This is a genomic window from Streptomyces sp. NPDC059080, from assembly GCF_042739975.1.
GTDB lineage: Bacteria > Actinomycetota > Actinomycetes > Streptomycetales > Streptomycetaceae > Streptomyces > Streptomyces benahoarensis.
Map to the genome: position 1 here is coordinate 1 of NZ_JBHYGX010000046.1, position 14,772 is coordinate 14,772.

The 14,772-nt window shown below is 64.2% G+C and carries 11 protein-coding genes and 3 pseudogenes; 10 read left to right on the top strand and 4 right to left on the bottom strand.

What is annotated here, in order from left to right; all coding sequences use genetic code 11:
• A pseudogene (locus ACFWWQ_RS25820) lies at positions 1-598 on the bottom strand (hypothetical protein); the annotation flags it as partial.
• A gap of 549 nt (positions 599-1,147) precedes the next feature.
• On the opposite strand from ACFWWQ_RS25820, the gene ACFWWQ_RS25825 reads away from it, so the two are divergent.
• Both ACFWWQ_RS25825 and ACFWWQ_RS25830 read left to right on the top strand, forming a co-directional pair.
• Positions 1,148-2,128, top strand: coding sequence for a hypothetical protein (locus ACFWWQ_RS25825; RefSeq protein ID WP_384600642.1), 981 nt, complete (start codon positions 1,148-1,150; stop codon positions 2,126-2,128).
• A gap of 20 nt (positions 2,129-2,148) precedes the next feature.
• Positions 2,149-2,622 (top strand): annotated as a pseudogene (locus ACFWWQ_RS25830) (nuclear transport factor 2 family protein).
• A 320-nt stretch (positions 2,623-2,942) separates the two neighbouring features.
• On the opposite strand, the gene ACFWWQ_RS25835 reads toward ACFWWQ_RS25830, so the two are convergent.
• Positions 2,943-3,638: an alpha/beta hydrolase gene (locus tag ACFWWQ_RS25835; protein ID WP_384600645.1), complete on the bottom strand. Its 696-nt coding sequence runs from the start codon at positions 3,636-3,638 to the stop codon at positions 2,943-2,945.
• A 76-nt stretch (positions 3,639-3,714) separates the two neighbouring features.
• Here ACFWWQ_RS25835 and ACFWWQ_RS25840 point away from each other — a divergent pair, with 76 nt between their 5' ends.
• The 3 genes and pseudogenes from ACFWWQ_RS25840 to ACFWWQ_RS25850 all read left to right on the top strand — a co-directional run bounded on the left by ACFWWQ_RS25840 (position 3,715) and on the right by ACFWWQ_RS25850 (position 6,059).
• Entirely contained in the window at positions 3,715-4,296 is a 582-nt protein-coding gene (locus tag ACFWWQ_RS25840; RefSeq protein ID WP_384600648.1) for a TetR/AcrR family transcriptional regulator, read from the top strand.
• 91 nt (positions 4,297-4,387) lie between these two features.
• A pseudogene (locus ACFWWQ_RS25845) lies at positions 4,388-5,058 on the top strand (IS5 family transposase); the annotation flags it as partial.
• A 149-nt stretch (positions 5,059-5,207) separates the two neighbouring features.
• On the top strand, positions 5,208-6,059 hold the full coding sequence (locus ACFWWQ_RS25850) for a TIGR02391 family protein (protein WP_384600650.1): 852 nt from the start codon (positions 5,208-5,210) through the stop codon (positions 6,057-6,059).
• 787 nt (positions 6,060-6,846) lie between these two features.
• On the opposite strand, the gene ACFWWQ_RS25855 is transcribed toward ACFWWQ_RS25850, so the two are convergent.
• Entirely contained in the window at positions 6,847-7,137 is a 291-nt protein-coding gene (locus tag ACFWWQ_RS25855; RefSeq protein WP_384600653.1) for a hypothetical protein, read from the bottom strand.
• Positions 7,138-7,611: 474 nt separating this feature from the next.
• Here ACFWWQ_RS25855 and ACFWWQ_RS25860 point away from each other — a divergent pair, with 474 nt between their 5' ends.
• The 3 genes from ACFWWQ_RS25860 to ACFWWQ_RS25870 all read left to right on the top strand — a co-directional run bounded on the left by ACFWWQ_RS25860 (position 7,612) and on the right by ACFWWQ_RS25870 (position 8,978).
• Positions 7,612-7,797 carry a helix-turn-helix transcriptional regulator gene (locus tag ACFWWQ_RS25860; protein ID WP_384600656.1) on the top strand — a complete coding sequence of 62 codons (186 nt, stop codon included), beginning with the start codon at positions 7,612-7,614 and terminating at the stop codon, positions 7,795-7,797.
• A 246-nt stretch (positions 7,798-8,043) separates the two neighbouring features.
• The gene (locus tag ACFWWQ_RS25865) at positions 8,044-8,505 is read left to right on the top strand and encodes a tyrosine-type recombinase/integrase (protein WP_384600659.1); all 462 of its coding nucleotides are present in this window, start codon (positions 8,044-8,046) and stop codon (positions 8,503-8,505) included.
• A 44-nt stretch (positions 8,506-8,549) separates the two neighbouring features.
• Positions 8,550-8,978, top strand: a complete 429-nt coding sequence (locus ACFWWQ_RS25870) for a tyrosine-type recombinase/integrase (protein WP_384600661.1) — start codon at positions 8,550-8,552, stop codon at positions 8,976-8,978.
• Between the two features lie 837 nt (positions 8,979-9,815).
• Here the strand turns inward: ACFWWQ_RS25870 and ACFWWQ_RS25875 are convergent.
• Entirely contained in the window at positions 9,816-11,039 is a 1,224-nt protein-coding gene (locus ACFWWQ_RS25875; RefSeq protein WP_384600664.1) for a hypothetical protein, read from the bottom strand.
• Positions 11,040-11,833: 794 nt separating this feature from the next.
• Between ACFWWQ_RS25875 and ACFWWQ_RS25880 the strand changes: the two genes are divergently transcribed.
• Together ACFWWQ_RS25880 and ACFWWQ_RS25885 are read left to right on the top strand one after the other, a co-directional pair.
• Positions 11,834-13,444 (top strand): ATP-dependent endonuclease, encoded by a 1,611-nt coding sequence (locus ACFWWQ_RS25880; protein ID WP_384600667.1) that lies wholly within the window; start codon positions 11,834-11,836, stop codon positions 13,442-13,444.
• Positions 13,431-14,465, top strand: coding sequence for a UvrD-helicase domain-containing protein (locus ACFWWQ_RS25885; protein ID WP_384600671.1), 1,035 nt, complete (start codon positions 13,431-13,433; stop codon positions 14,463-14,465). Before ACFWWQ_RS25880 ends, ACFWWQ_RS25885 begins: the two co-directional genes overlap by 14 nt.
• The last annotated feature ends 307 nt before the right edge of the window (positions 14,466-14,772 follow it).

Here is a 14,772-nt window from a genome sequence, read left to right on the forward strand (position 1 = left end):
CGAGTATTTCCTTGGGGCAGCCATGGTCGTAGGTCCTCTCATGAGTCCCATCTGACCCTCTGTCAGCTCCCTCCGCATCTCGGGGGAACCTCAGTGCACTCCAGAGTCGTTCCAGACTGTCGTAGGCGGAGACCAGGGGCATGGCCTGCTGCCCGCGCCGGACGCGATGGTTGATCGCGGTGAGCACCTCGCCGAGTTCTGGGGAGACCAGCAGCAGCCGCTCCTGGTCGAGCTTGGACGGGGCGACCTGGAGCATGGGCACGATCTCGCCGGTGGTGGGCAGCTGGTAGGCGACGAAGCTGTGGTGGGTGAGTTCGAGTGCTTCCTCGATGCGCATGCCGGTGTGGCGAAGGACTTCGACGATGGCCCAGGCCCAGAAGGCGCGTTCCTCTTCCACGGTCAGGTCCCGGCGCCGGCCGGTGGCGGGGTCGTCGGCGTAGACGCGGGAGGAGACCCCGGCGCGGCGGAGGAGGGTCTCGCCCGCCGGAGTGGTGAACGGGGCTCCGGCCGGGGTCTCCCGCCCGGTTGCGAGACAGGTCTGGGCGTCCTTGAGCTGGCGCTCGACGGCTTTGACCAGGGCGGGGAGCGCGGCCCGCACGCGCCGTGCGTCGGCTGCGGCCAACACGGCCCGCTGCGGAAGGGGTACTGCCGCCTGTGCTGGCACCAAGCGCGTACGGACGCGGCGACCACCGGCGCCAAGGCGGAGTCGCTGCTGCCCAAACTGCGCTATCACCAGCTGTTCTTCGCTCATATGGCGCCGTTGTGGGAACGAGTCCCGCGGCCGCGGCAGCCCCAATACGAGCACCGCGGACGACCCCGCACTCCCGCCCCGCCTCCGGCATCACCGCCCGGTGGCTGGCTCCAGCCCGCCCTGTTCCCGGCCTGTCGCGACCTCACCCGCGTCAACCCTGACCAGTACGAGGGCCCGGACAACCCGTGGCTGGCTTGGGCCCGTCATAGCGCCCACCGCCTCGGCGAGGCCCGCGGCTGGCCTCGCAAGACCCGTCTCGGCGTGGACAAGGCCCTGATCACCTTGATGTCCCGGCATGTCGGCGAGGACGTCGTGCGCTATTCCGAACTCCACCCGGCCCTGCGGCCCCGTCGGCTGAACATTTAGCTGACCATCGAGGTCCTCGACCGGATTGGCGTGTTCCTCGACGACCGGACGCCGTCGTTCGAGACGTGGCTAGAGCGCAAGCTCGACGGCATCGCCCCCGGCATCCGCCACGATGTCGAGCACTGGGCCCGGCTCCTGCACGACGGCGGCCCCCGGTCCCAGCCCCGCGACGAGGCCACCGTCTGGAACTACCTCAACCGCATCCGGCCGGTGCTGATCGACTGGTCAAGCCGCTACGACCATCTGCGCGAAGTGACCCGCGACGACGTTCTCGCCCAACTCGACGCTCTCCACGGCGGCCAGCGGCAGCACACGCTCATCGTGCTGCGGTCGTTGTTCAGCCGCGCGAAGAAGAACGGCACCATCTTCAAGAACCCGACCAGCCGCATCCGCGTCGGCCAGCGCGAGCACGGCATCATCCAGCCCCTGGAGCCCGAGCACATCGAGAACTCGGTCGCCGCGGTCACCCAACCGGCGGACCGCCTGGTCCTCGCCCTCGCCGCGGTCCACGCGGCCCGGTCCGGCGCGATCCGCCGCCTTCAACTCGACGACCTCGACATCGGCAACCGGAAGCTGACGGTCGACGGCCGAGTCCGTCCCCTGGATGAGCTGACGCTGCAAGTCGCCCGCGAGTGGCTGGACTTCCGGCGCCGCCGCTGGCCCGACACCGCCAACCCGCACCTGCTGATCAACAAGATCACCGCCCTGGGAACAGGCTCCATCAGCCAGGTCTCCCTCACTGCACCGCTTCGGGGCCAGGCCGCCTCCCTGGAACAGTTCCGCGTCGACCGGCAGCTCGAAGAAGCCCTCGTCCATGGCCCTGATCCGCTCCACCTCGCCGAGGTCTTCGGGCTCGACGAGAAGACCGCGATGCGCTACGCGGACTCTGCCCGCCGACTCCTGGAGCGACCCGTCGAGAGCGGCTCTGACTTTCGTGACACGTCGAAGATGGCGTCGTGTTCACGGACTGGGGGAATCGGCAGGCAAAAAAGCCATCGCGATGCCCCATAGGGGGCTGGTAGCAATTGATGATGTCGACTGAAGCCCTTGACCCGATGGAACGTCTCTTCGCCGAGCGAGCCTGCGAGCGTCTGATCGTCGAGTTCGTGCGCCGCCTTGACCTGGGAGATCCGAGCAGTGTCGCGGACCTCTTCACCTCTGACGGGGTGGGGGAGTGGCCTCACGGCGACCGCAGAGTGGAGGGCCGTGAGGAGCTCCGCAGCTACTTCGGTTCGCGACCCAAGGACCGGCTGTCACGCCGCATGTCTACGAACATCTTGGTCACGGTGAATTCTGCGTCGACGGCCACCGCCACCTCTTACTTCGCCACTTACCGGGTCGACGGCTATACCGATGGCATGGTGCCCCCGAGGCTCCCTGCGAACGTGGGCCACTACGAAGACACATTCCGGAAGGTCGAGGACACCTGACTCCTCACCAGCCGAGTCACGCACCTACCATTCGGCGGAGAGACGGTGCGTCTCAGCCACCCCGACCAGTCGTGACTGCGGGGACCAACCTGGCTATGTCCACCCGCCGCCGTCGCGCTGGCCCCGCGACTTCACCACGAACCCACGGATCCGACGTCGCGAGGCACGGCGACAGACCCTCGGGTTCCCGCCGAGAACCCTTCAGTTTTCGCGAACTCGCGGGCCTCTCGGGGTCTCCGTAGCACTCGCCGAAAATCGGGCGGATACGGTTGAGTAGCAGGCCGTCGACGTCCTGCCCGTTGTAGGCCAGGTAGGCCCTCGACAGCAGTTCTTCCTCGGCACTCACGACGGTCTCCGGCCTTCGGATCGCCGGCCCGGCTCGTCCGCGGCTGCCGTCACAGGCTCAGCAGCAGGTCCCGGACCGCGGCGGGCTGGGACAGGAACGGGTGGTGGCCGGCGTCGAGTTCGACGACGCTGCCGGCCCGGCGGGCGAACTCGCGCTGCAGCCGCGGCGGGGTGCCCCGGTCCTGGGCGCAGATGAGGTACGTCGAGGGCAACTGCTGCCATGCGGCCGCCCCGACCGGCTGCCCGGTCACCTGCACGCTCTGCCGGGCGAGGTGGTCCGCCGCCTGCGCCTGGACCTCGGGGTCGCAGTCCTGCAGGAATGTATCCACGAGCAGCTCGGGGCGGACCCCGAATGTGCCGGCGTCGGGGTCGACGTCGAGAAACGGGGCGGGGCTGCCGTCCCCGAACTCCGACAGACTCTGCCCGACCTCGGGCAGGTAGCTGGAGACCAGCAGCAGGTGGCGTACTGACCCGATTCCCGCGGCGGCTTCCGCGGTGATGATGCCGCCGTAGCTGTGGGCGACCACGATGGTCGGCTCGTCGCTGTCCTGCAGCACCTGCCGCACCGCGGCAACATCCTCGGGCAGCCCCGGACCGCCGACGCCGCCGGGCAGGCCCGCCTCGCCACAGCTCGGCAGCGCCGGGGCCACGCTCGGCACCCCTCGCTCCTGCAGCAGCTCGGCGGTGCGGTGCCACCACCACGACCCGTCCCGCACGCACGCCCCATGCACGAACACGACCCTCATCGCTACCTCCACGTCTGCCCTGACTGCCCCCCTGCCGACGATAGACGTAGTAGCCGTTACGTGAAAAAGTAGGGCGGTGGGTAGACGACCGCAACCGCACATCAAGGAGAGGCTGCTCGATGCCTGCGCTGATCACGCCCTCGCGCACGGCCTCCCCGACCGGCTCGAGCCGCTGGCCACCGCCACCGGCACCTCAGCCCGCATGCTGATTTATCACTTCGGCACCCGCGACGTGCTGCTGCGGGCCGTCCTCGGGCACGCGCGGCAACGTCAGCTCGACACATTCGGCGACCTCCTGCGGGTGCGACCCGACGAGCCGTACACGGCCACCCTGAACCGCGCCTGGACCTCCATCACCGGCCCGGACGGGCAGCCGTACCTGCGGATGTTCGGTCAGCTGCGCGAGAGCGCGGAGCAGCAGTTGTGGCCCAACTTCCGGCGCACCGCGACGACCGACTGGCTCGGGCCGCTTGAGGACGGCCTACGCAGCATCGGTCGGCCGGATCTCGCGACGCTCGTTCTCGCTGTCATCCGTGGTCTCCTCATGGACCTCGACGCCACCGGCGACACCACCCGCACCGACCGGGCCTTCCGCGACTTCCTCGGCGCAGTCGAGCATCTGTCCAGCGGCTACCGCTCAAGTGCGCGGTTCTCCTAGGCAGTTTCGTTTGGATCAGTGGGTCGTTGGTCCGGGTGTGCCGTTGACTGATGCGCAGTGGGCGCGGATTGAGCCCTTACTCCCGGACCGGATGCCGAAGCGGGGTGGCCGCTGGCGGGACCATCGTGAGGTGATCGATGCGATCGCCCACAAGTTCCAGACCGGTACCCAGTGGGTCCATCTGCCGGAGAAGTACGGCAACTGGCGGGGGGTCTACAACCGGCTGCGGATGTGGGCCGTCGACGGGACCTGGGAGCGGGTATTCACCGCGCTGATGGCCCAGGCCGACGCGGAGGAAGACCTCGACTGGGCGGTCTCGGTGGACTCCACGATCGTGCGGGCTCACCAGCACGCGGCCGGGGCCCGCAAAAAGGGGCCCCGGCCGGCGAACCGGACGACCATGCCATCGGCCGGTCCCGGGGCGGACTGACCACAAAGATCCACCTTGCTGCCGACGACCGCTGCCGGCCTCTGGCGTTCGTCCTGACCGCAGGCCAGGCCGGCGACGCACCTGCCTTCACCGATGTCATGGCCCGCCTGCGGGTTCCCCGCCGCCGAGGACGGCCACGCACCAGACCGGACGTGGTCCTGGCGGACAAGGCGTACTCTTCCCGCGCGATCCGCGAGCACCTGCGCAAGCGCGGCATCCGGGCAGTGATCCCCGTCCCCGCTGACCAGCGCGGACACCGGCTGCGACGGGGCAGCCAGGGCGGCCGGCCACCGACCTTCGACCGGGAGGCATACAGGCAGCGCAACACCGTCGCGGTCTGGTTGATGTACCCCGCTGCGGTACATCCTCTCAAGCGCCCGCCCTGCTGCGTACGGTGATCGGTCCTGCTGATCAGCCGCTCCCCAGGAGCGGTTCCTGACTATGCTTCAGGGGTTGGGTGGTCACATCTAACTCACACCGAATGGAGGTCACGCGGGTGGCAAGGAGAGACTTCTCCGCTAACGCATTGGTGCCCCATGGGCACCACCAGAATTGGGTACTGATTGAAGAGATCATCAAAGAAGTGGAGAGGGTGACCGACCAATGGCCTGACGCGGAGACCGACATCACCGTCAAAGGCAAGCGGGATTTGTACGGGAGCTACACCTCATTGATTGATGCCAAGATTGGCTTGGGTGACGATCATAGAGATGTCACTGAGGTAGGCATCAGTCGTGCCGAGCGTGATGGCGACGATTCCGACATGTACGTCTCCGTGACTCTCTCCAAGAGCCAGCGAGAGACCTCCTGGGTCTACGCATCTGGGCCCGTAAAGCGAACGTGTGAAGAACTCGTGCGGAGCATTCAAGCGTTCATCCTTCAGGCGATCAGCTATCCTGAACTGGCAAGGATGAATTCAGGTGGAGGGTCCGAAATTGAGGCTCAGCTACAGCATTTGCATCCTGCGATCCGGGCCAGTGCCCTAGCGCGGCTGGCCAGTGGTCACGGTGATGAGGCAGTCGAAGAGGCATGCAAGAGCGTGGGCGCTCGGATACGCCAACTCAGTGGCTTGGATGACGACGGCGCTTCGCTGGTGAGCACCGCGCTCGGTAGTCGGCGAATCATTGCGATCAATGAAGGTGTAACCAAGTCCGATGTGAGTGAGCAGGAAGGTTACATGTACCTCGGCATGGCGCTATACCGCGCGGCCCGAAATCCTCGCGCGCATCGTCCGTCGGATCCAAACTTCAACCAGAACGAAATAACCGAGTGGCTGTCCGTTGCGAGCGCACTGCACAGGGCTTTGGACAGAGCTAAGCCAGTACAGAAGTGATCGGCTAAATGCCGCCCCTGGTTACGTTAGGGATCTCTTGTTACCGCGATGGTGGGCGGATTGGGGAAATCTTCGTGAAATGGATATGTCTGGCCTCTGTTCGCAGTGCCGCTTTGGAAACCCGTGCGAGGGAGCGGATGGTTTGGGGGCTCGTAGCCCGGGGCTTCGTATCGCACCCCCCTCAACCCACCACTCACCCTGGCTCCCGCCACGCTCCGGCTGATACTCGCGAACGGTGCCCCGTCCATCCCGGAGTCTGAGCGCCCCTGCCGGAGGCGTCATCTCTGAGGCGAGGCGGTCGATCGTCAAACTGAGCGGCACGGGTGTCGGCCGGGCTGGAGCGGGGCGGAGACAGGAGCGGCAGGCCCGGGGCGAGGGCTGGGCCGCGCGCGGGAGCGGAGCGAGCCGCCTTGAACTCGTAGAGAAGGTTGTTACTCAGCGAGGCGATGGGGCCTTCAGGCGTGGTATGAACTGCTCGGCACTAGAGAACCCGACCACCGCACCGGGACTCCGACCTGCCCAAGCACCGAAATCACGTCGGCCACCCAACAGTTGACGATCAGCGACGCCGCCTCAGCCCAACCGAAACGGCGAGGCTAGCGGTGTGTCGACTTGCCACGACGAGGCTTCGGTATCCAGTGCGTGCACCTCGATACCCCCCTCTTGGTGCTGGATATATCCAGTGCCCTCGACGACATGGCAAGCGGGCGCGTCGGGATCGTAAAGCAGAACAGGTCACGCCGTTCGTGCGAAGGTTCACGCAAGCGGCATGAATCGGATTTCAGCTTCAGTCACCGATAAAATGCAGGTACCCGCTGTGACGGATTGCGGGTCTTGCGGCATCAATCACTTCATGAACTACCGGGGTGGCTTCCCCCTTCGGTAGTGATTCAAGTTCTTCAACAAGGCGGCGCAGTTGAAGGCTATTGAATAGCGTTTCCCCGTACTGCGCCACCCCACGGCGCAAACTTTCCCAGGGAGCACTATTACACATTTCCCTGAAAGAATCATCGGGAGAGTCTGTGAAGGAAAGAATCTCGTCTCTCCTCAGATTCTTAACGCGGATCCCTAGACCCATGCGACACCCTCCATCATCCCCTAAATAGGGTACATCGTTATCACGTCGCCATACTTGCTGATGACCAAGGTCGCCTGACTAGAGGGACCACCTCCATTGTTTGCCGATGATGAACCTATACCCGAGTACGGGAATGTCTTTTCATAGTAGAAGTTAGCGTTCGGCTTGAGTGTCCGAGCGAGTCGTCGCCCGGAATCTTGGTCGTCTCACGGAGGACGGCCTGTTGGTGCTCGTTGCAGAAGGGATGGCACCGGCCGAGTGCTCGTATCGCCTGGCGCCCTGACAGGCCCGGCGTGGAGGGCGCCGTTCCTTGCGACGCCGCGCGCAACATAGCCGACGACCGCCGGTAGCCAAACCGGTGATCGTCGGGACCATTCAGGTGTTCGCATCCGACTGTGCTTGGCGGTGGAGTCGTAGTGGACGCGGGCTTCCCAAAAGGGCCCGTTCTCTTTCGTCCCTCACAGGAAGCGCTCTATGCCTACACGATCGCTGCTCTCCCCCTCGGCTGTGCCTGACTCTGCCAGCGCTGTACGCGCCTGCTTTCTCAACGTAAGGGATGCCGCCGCGTACCTCGGCATATCGCCGCACACACTTTATGTCTGGCGGCATCGACGGCAGGGGCCGCCGAGCTTCCGCATGGGCCCTCGTGGTCGACGGTAAGGGCAAGCGGTACAAGGTCGCCGGCATACCTGGGGTGCGAGACCGATCCTTTGATGTGCTGGAGGACGCCAAGGCGTGGCTGCGCCGGGCAGCTACGGACGAGGAGCGAGGCGAGTTCGTAGACCCGCGCGACGGTCCATCACGCTGGCCGACTACATCGCGACGCACTGGGCGCCAGGGCGAGGAGGTGCTCCGAAAACCCAGGACAGTCAGGAGCGTAGAAAGCGTCTTCATATCGTCCCGCACTTGGGCCAGCTCCCGCTCAGGAACATCGCCGCATCGGATCTGCGGGCGTTCATCACCAAGTTGGAGTCGACAGTCTCGTCAGTCGACTACCAGCGCGGCATCCTGTCCGAGCTGTCCTCCATCCTGGAAGCGGCCGTCGACGACAAGCGCCTCGCGCGCAATCCTATGCACGCGAAATCTGTGCGGTGGCCCAAGTCCCCACGGGAGCGGCGCGACGCGTGGTCGACGGGCACGGCACTGCGAGTCCGCGATGCCATCAACGAGCGGAACGGGATCGCCGTCGTAGTCGGCCTGGGATGTGGACTCCGCCAGGGCGAGGTGTTCGGGCTGAGTCCGGAGGACATCGACTATGAACGCGGCATGCTTCACGTTCGGCGCCAAGTGCAGGCGATTGGCGGAAGGCTGTACTTCGCCCTGCCGAAGGGGAAGAAGATCCGCACGGTGGATCTGCCCCCTCGGTAGCCGAGGAACTGAAGCGTCACATCGAAGCGTTCCCGCCGGTAGAGGTGGAGCTGCCCTGGGGGAAGCCAGAGGGGGAGAGGAAGAAGTTCTCCCTGCTGCTCACCACGCGCTTCGGTAACGCTGTCGCGGTGAACACATGGAACACCTACACCTGGAAGCCCGCCTTGGCCAAGGCCGGCGTCATCCCGCCACGTGCCGAGGGAGCGAAACCCTGGCAGTGGGCGGCGGCCCCGAAGAACGGTTTCCACGTGCTTCGGCACACCTACGCCTCGATCATTCTGGAATCCGGAGAGCCCGTTGTGACCCTTGCGCGGTGGCTCGGGCACTCCTCGCCGACGATCACCCTCGGTTACTATGCTCACTTTATGCCGGAAGCTGGCAGGAAGGGGCGCGGCACCATCGACGGTCTGCTCGGGGAGCGGGGAAACCAGCTCGCCGGCCGAAACTCCCCAGATTCTCCCCAGCGCTGTTGACCGGTGATTCCTACCTCTACGCCCCGGAGAAGTCGTCCGTGGATTATAAGGTTGAGAAGATGAGTGGCCTGGGAAAATGCTAGAAAAGGTCGTAGCGGCCCGCTATATCACGCCCATACGCGAGGGCGGCTCGCTCCCTGGGATCGTCGAAGCCGACGATCTCGGCACGTATGTCATGAAGTTGTCTACCTGATGGCGCTGACCTGCATCGATGCGGCTTTACCCACCCCTGACCTGCGCGGATAAGTCTTTCGGCGTCTTTCGGGATCGTGCTGTGTTACGCGGTCGATTCTCCCCACGTGCTCCCCGGGACCGTCGATACTCCCCAGATTCTCCCCAGGAAGTGACGTTGTGGCGGGCCTGGCGGCACGGGACGTCATACCACCGGAGGCGCTGCCAAGGGCACGTTGAGTGACTGCCTGCGAGGGCAGGGCAGAAGCCTGGCTCCGAGCGGATGAGCGCAAGGCGTGAGTCTGACTCTGCCTGAGCAGGCTCAAGTTCGAACCCGCCGTCGGAAGCCGACGTCTTTCCGATGACGCACCATGTGGAGTGCGTTGCCATCCTTGAACCGGTCGCGAAGAGCTCCTGACCTGCGGTTTTGTGCGTGCGCATTATGTGCGGTGTGGGCGTTACGGGCGATATCTTGACGCTGAAATGACGCTCAGGACGCTCATTTGACGCTCGTTCTGATGGGGCGTCAGGTGGCTTGTCGGGCAGGTCAGACCATGTCGAGGTGGCGAGCGTTGATGGAGCGCCGAGACGACACCCCCACCCGAACCGGGCAGGGGGCTCTGGCACCAGGTGACGCGGCGAGGGGCGGTCAGCGATGGCCGATAATCACGCCTCATGCTTCCTGCGGCACGAGAAGTGCTCTGGCAGCCCTTCGGGCCCTGGAAGGCTTGCGGGCTGGCCGCAGCCGAAGCGGCAGAGTGGGATCGCTTGACCCGACGCGTCGACCGGAACCCTGGCAGCCTCGGTTTCCCGCGGTCGGGACTCAAGGACGATCGCGCGGCTGCCACGTCTCTGCTTCGGTTCAGCCCGCACCTCTGAAGCCGGACGGTCCTCGGTGCACCTGTCGCGCCGGTCCCCCTGTCGTACGGATGGCTGGCGCTCTTTGTCGTCCAGGGCGGGCCCGTTCGCCTCGAGGTACTGCTGCCACTGCTGTGCGGGGAGCCAACCGTGGTGGCCGCCCCGCTGGAACGGGATCCGCTCACCGGCCGCAGCTTCCACGATGAACTGGGTGAGGGTCAGGCCGCCTTCCCCTGTGAAGGTGCTCGACTGATGGGCGGGCATGAGGACGCGGTGCCACCCCCCGCAGTACCCGGCGTCGGTGGGGTTCTCCGGGTCGTAGGGCTTCTCCGGGCACCGGGTGAGCGCGCCGTTTTGGCTGCACTGGCCCTCCTCCAGGACGAAGTTGCCGTCCTGGATCGCGATGGGGTTCTTCTGCACACGAATGACGGAGGCCGGCAGGTTGGGCGTGCGGACGTAAGGGACGGTGCCGATACCTGCGTGGTCGGGGTCGGCGAAGTCCCAGACCGACTGAATACCGCCGCGGCGCCGGAACCCCTCCCGTGCACGCATTCCGCGGGCTGTCTGGGCGCTCAGCTGAGGCTCGTAGCCCAGGACGATGCCGTTGGCGCCATTGATGCGTACATCGAGGCGCGCGTGCCCATCGGCGGTCTGCGACTCGATGTCGGCGCGGAAGCCGTGATCTTCGGAGTCCTTCGCCACGCGTTCCTTGCGGGCGAGGTGCTCGTCGGACTCGTGGCTGATGGGCTTCTCCCCGGGTTTCCGGTAGTGGGAGGCAAGCCATACGCCGTCACGCTGGACGAGGTACATGGGAACGCGCCGGCCGCGGAGACATCGGCAGTCGGGGCAGATGAGCCCGCGCTTCTCGACGGGGACACGTCCGCGCATGCGCAGGAGCACGTTCAGCAGGTCTTGGCCTTGCGGGATACCCAGGTCGGGACGGTCCAGGTCGAGGTTCCGGCCGGCCGGTTCGTAGTAGACGGGGTTACGGAAGAGGTCTTCGTCGCTGTCGATCTGAAGGTCGTCGTCCATTGCTGCTCCCCGCAGCCGCCACGAGTAGGACTCACAAAGCTACGGGGAGGGTCTGACAATCGGGGATGCCCTGCGGAAACACGGCGCACTGAGAGACACAGGGGGCAGGACGCCTACAGCGGGTCAGGTCCGCACATCTCGCAGCGCTTCCTCCGAATCTTCTTCGCTCGTAGCTCCTGTGCGGTGAACAGGGAGGCAAGACCGGGCCATGCCAGGTAGCAGTGGCTGTGCCCGTGGCGTGGCAGTTCCATCGGTGGAGCTGGCTCTTGCTGGATCCCAAGGCATAGGTCTCGCCCTCGTCGAGCTGCGCCTTCCACCGGGCAATGTCCTCGCGGGAGGGTTGCCGCCCGCTGGGAATTGAGGCGCAGTCCTGGCGAATGCGTCAAGCTCGCGGTCCCGCCATGGTGCGTGCGCGTTGCTCCCTCGCGCTCAGCCCGTGGGAGCCGACCACAACTGGCCTGCCCCTCGGAATCGGTAGCCCGGCACACAACGAAGCGCCTCTACCGATATTTGCAGGCGCTTATTGTTACCGGTGCGTCAATTTTGTCAGGTACGGCTACTGCGGTCACCCATCAGCCAAATGGCGACGGAGAAGATCCCCACCGGAGTGGCGACCCATAAATAGAGAGCTTGTTCGATTAAGTCGCCTTCTTTCTGGATCTAACGTGACGCCCTGCCATGCTCCCGTGCCACTTGTTCGAGAGGGTGTAGTGGGGCCCGTTGGGGAGCTTGGTGCCACTGACCTAATTCGGCACTTGCCTTCGCGCGATGGAAGTTTCGTACCAGGGGGGTATATGCTTTCCAAGATTGTCATTCGCAACTACCGAATATTCCGGGACTTTACTCTCGATTTCGACCCCAAGATGAACATCTTGGTGGGGGATAACGACGCGGGTAAGTCGACGGTTCTGGATGCTATCGAGCTCGGTCTGACTGGTAAGCTGCGCGGACGCCCGCTTTACCAGGACCTGTCACCGTATCTGTTCCACCAGGATGCCGTTGCTGAGTGGATCGCAGCGTTGGAGGTCGGGCGCCCGGTTGCGCCTCCTGAAATCATCATCGACCTCTTCCTGGAAGCGTCCTCCGAGACGGCTGGCCTCAAGGGGACTAACAACCTCCTGAAGGTAGATGAACCTGGCGTCCGTATCCGAGTCGCTTTGAACTCGGACTACGAGGCGGAGTACAAGGAGTTCATCAAGCGGCCTGACAAGGTTCGACTTATCCCCACTGAGTACTACAAGGTTGAATGGCTTTCATTTGACGGGAACGGGGTCAGGTTCCGCAGCATCCCGGCTACCGCTTCCTTGATCGATGCTGCCACCATCCACCTGCAAAGTGGTGTCGACTACTACATGCGACACATCTTGAATGACTATCTGGACGCAGACGAGCGCGTGAAACTGGCGCGGGCGTACCGGAGTCTTCGGGAGACCTTCGCAGAAGATGCTTCGATCGCAAGGATCAATGGGGACCTGCGAGGCGCCCCGAACGACGTCAGTGACCGCGAGCTGACGCTGAACATCGACGTCTCGCAGAAGTCGAGCTGGGAAAGTGGCATCGTGCCGCATCTGGACGATCTTCCCTACCAGTTCGTCGGCAAGGGCGAGCAGGGCACACTCAAAATCCTGTTGGCCCTCAATAAGAAGGTCGATGACGCGCATATTGTGCTCGTCGAAGAGCCGGAGAACCACCTCTCGTTCCCGAACCTGGGCAAGCTGATCCGCAAGATCAGCGACAAGTGCAAGGACCGTCAGGTCTTCATCACCACGCACAGCTCCTTCGTGCTGAACAAGCTCGGACTGGAGAAGCTCGTCCTGCTGTCCTCCTTCGCAGGCGTCCGCCTTGATCGCCTTCCGGCCGGCACGCAGGAGTACTTCCGGAAGCTTTCGGGATACGACACCCTCCGTCTAGTGCTAGCGAAGCGGTCGATCCTCGTCGAGGGCCCGTCGGATGAACTGGTCATTCAGCGAGCCCACATGGACACGCATGGCGGCAAGCTTCCAGCTGAGAGTGGCATCGACGTCATCAACGTCCGCGGGCTCTCCTTCAAGCGGTTCCTTGATATCGCGATGCTGCTGCCGCAGAACATCGTCGCTGTTGTTACGGACAACGACGGGAACGACGTCCGGGATGTGCAGCAGCGGTACAGCCGGTATACCGCTCAACCCAACATCAGTGTCCACGTCGGCGAGGACGCGACGTACAAGACCCTAGAGCCGCAGCTGTTCAAGGTGAACGGACTCACTGATCTGAACGCCGTCCTCGGACAGAGCCACAGGACTGACACCGCCCTGCTCGACTACATGAGCAAGCACAAGACTCACTGCGCGCTGGCCATCTTCGAGAGCGGCCAGACCATCACGATGCCGTCGTACATCACGGAGGCCATCGATGCGGTCTCTTAACAACCAGGCCATCATCGCGGCGGCCGGCTCGCACAAGACCCAGCACATTATCGACCGGGTCCTCGGTGACCCGACGAAGCGGGTCCTTGTGACGACCTACACCAATGAGAACCTCAGCCAGATCGTGAACAGGCTGAGCGAAGGCACCGGCATCCTGCCGAGTCACGTCACGGTCATGGGCTGGTTCACCTTCCTGATGAACCAGTGTGCTCGCCCCTACCAGAGTTGCGTTCTGGGCGAGACCGGCCTGATGGGTGGCCTTAACTTCCTGGGGCAGCGGGCCCGGTTCACCCGCAAGGACAAGCCGAAGCAGTACTACCTCGATACCGCTGGCGCCGTGTACCGCAATGAGGTCGCGGCCTTGGCGCACGAGGCCAACGAGCGAAGCGGTGGCAGGGTCGTGGACCGCCTTACGGGGATGTACGACCACATCTACGTCGACGAAATCCAAGATATGGCAGGGTACGACCTCGATCTACTGGACGCTCTGATGAAGTCGCCTGTCGGTCTCACGATGGTGGGTGACCCCCGACAGGCGACGTTCGCGACCAATACCGCCGCGAGGAACAGGCGGTACCGGGGAAGCGCCATCGTCGACTGGTTCAACGAGCGCACGGACGTCTGCGTCATCGACAGCCGCGTGGAGAGTTACCGTTGCAACCAGGCAATCTGCGACTTCGCGGACGACCTTTACCCGAAGCTGCCCCGAACCATCTCGAAGAACGTGGAACTGACAGGGCATGACGGTATCTTCGACATCCGAGGGTCGGATGTGCTGGGGTACGTAGCGCAGTACTCGCCGGTCGTATTGCGGTGGGACCGGCGTACCAAGACGGGCGATCTTGAGGCGATAAACATGGGCGCCTCGAAGGGCAGCACCTACGACCGGGTGCTCATCTTCCCGACGAAGCCCATGATCACCTACTACAAGACCCGCGACTTCAACGTCCTCAATGAGCAGGCGAAGTTCTACGTCGCAGTGACACGGGCGAGGCATAGCGTGACCTTCGTGCTGCCGTGAATAGGCTGGGTCGATCAGATCTGATACAGCTGACCTCGCCTGACGAGTTTACGGTCCCGCTATGAGATACCAGGCTGTAGAGGGTGTCCAGGCGGTTCCGTGACAGTCCGCGGCAGACCCATCATGTGGAGTGCGTCGCGATCTCTGAACCGGCAGCTAAGGGCTCCTGAACTGCGGTTTTGTTCGTGCGCATTATGGGCGGTGTGGGCGTTACGGGCGATATCTTGACGCTGAGATGGCGCTCGTGACGCTCATCTTAAGATCGTTCTGATGGATCGTCAGGTGTTTGGTTGTGCTGGCCAGGCGC

What these genes read in the sequence shown, in the direction of transcription:
- ACFWWQ_RS25885 (WP_384600671.1), top strand. Translation starts at nt 13,431, where the DNA reads ATGCGGTCTCTTAACAACCAGGCCATCATCGCGGCGGCCGGCTCGCAC.
- ACFWWQ_RS25880 (WP_384600667.1), top strand. Translation starts at nt 11,834, where the DNA reads ATGCTTTCCAAGATTGTCATTCGCAACTACCGAATATTCCGGGACTTT.
- ACFWWQ_RS25875 (WP_384600664.1), bottom strand. Translation starts at nt 11,039, where the DNA reads ATGGACGACGACCTTCAGATCGACAGCGACGAAGACCTCTTCCGTAAC.
- ACFWWQ_RS25855 (WP_384600653.1), bottom strand. Translation starts at nt 7,137, where the DNA reads ATGGGTCTAGGGATCCGCGTTAAGAATCTGAGGAGAGACGAGATTCTT.
- ACFWWQ_RS25850 (WP_384600650.1), top strand. Translation starts at nt 5,208, where the DNA reads ATGGAGGTCACGCGGGTGGCAAGGAGAGACTTCTCCGCTAACGCATTG.
- ACFWWQ_RS25835 (WP_384600645.1), bottom strand. Translation starts at nt 3,638, where the DNA reads ATGAGGGTCGTGTTCGTGCATGGGGCGTGCGTGCGGGACGGGTCGTGG.
- ACFWWQ_RS25860 (WP_384600656.1), top strand. Translation starts at nt 7,612, where the DNA reads ATGCCTACACGATCGCTGCTCTCCCCCTCGGCTGTGCCTGACTCTGCC.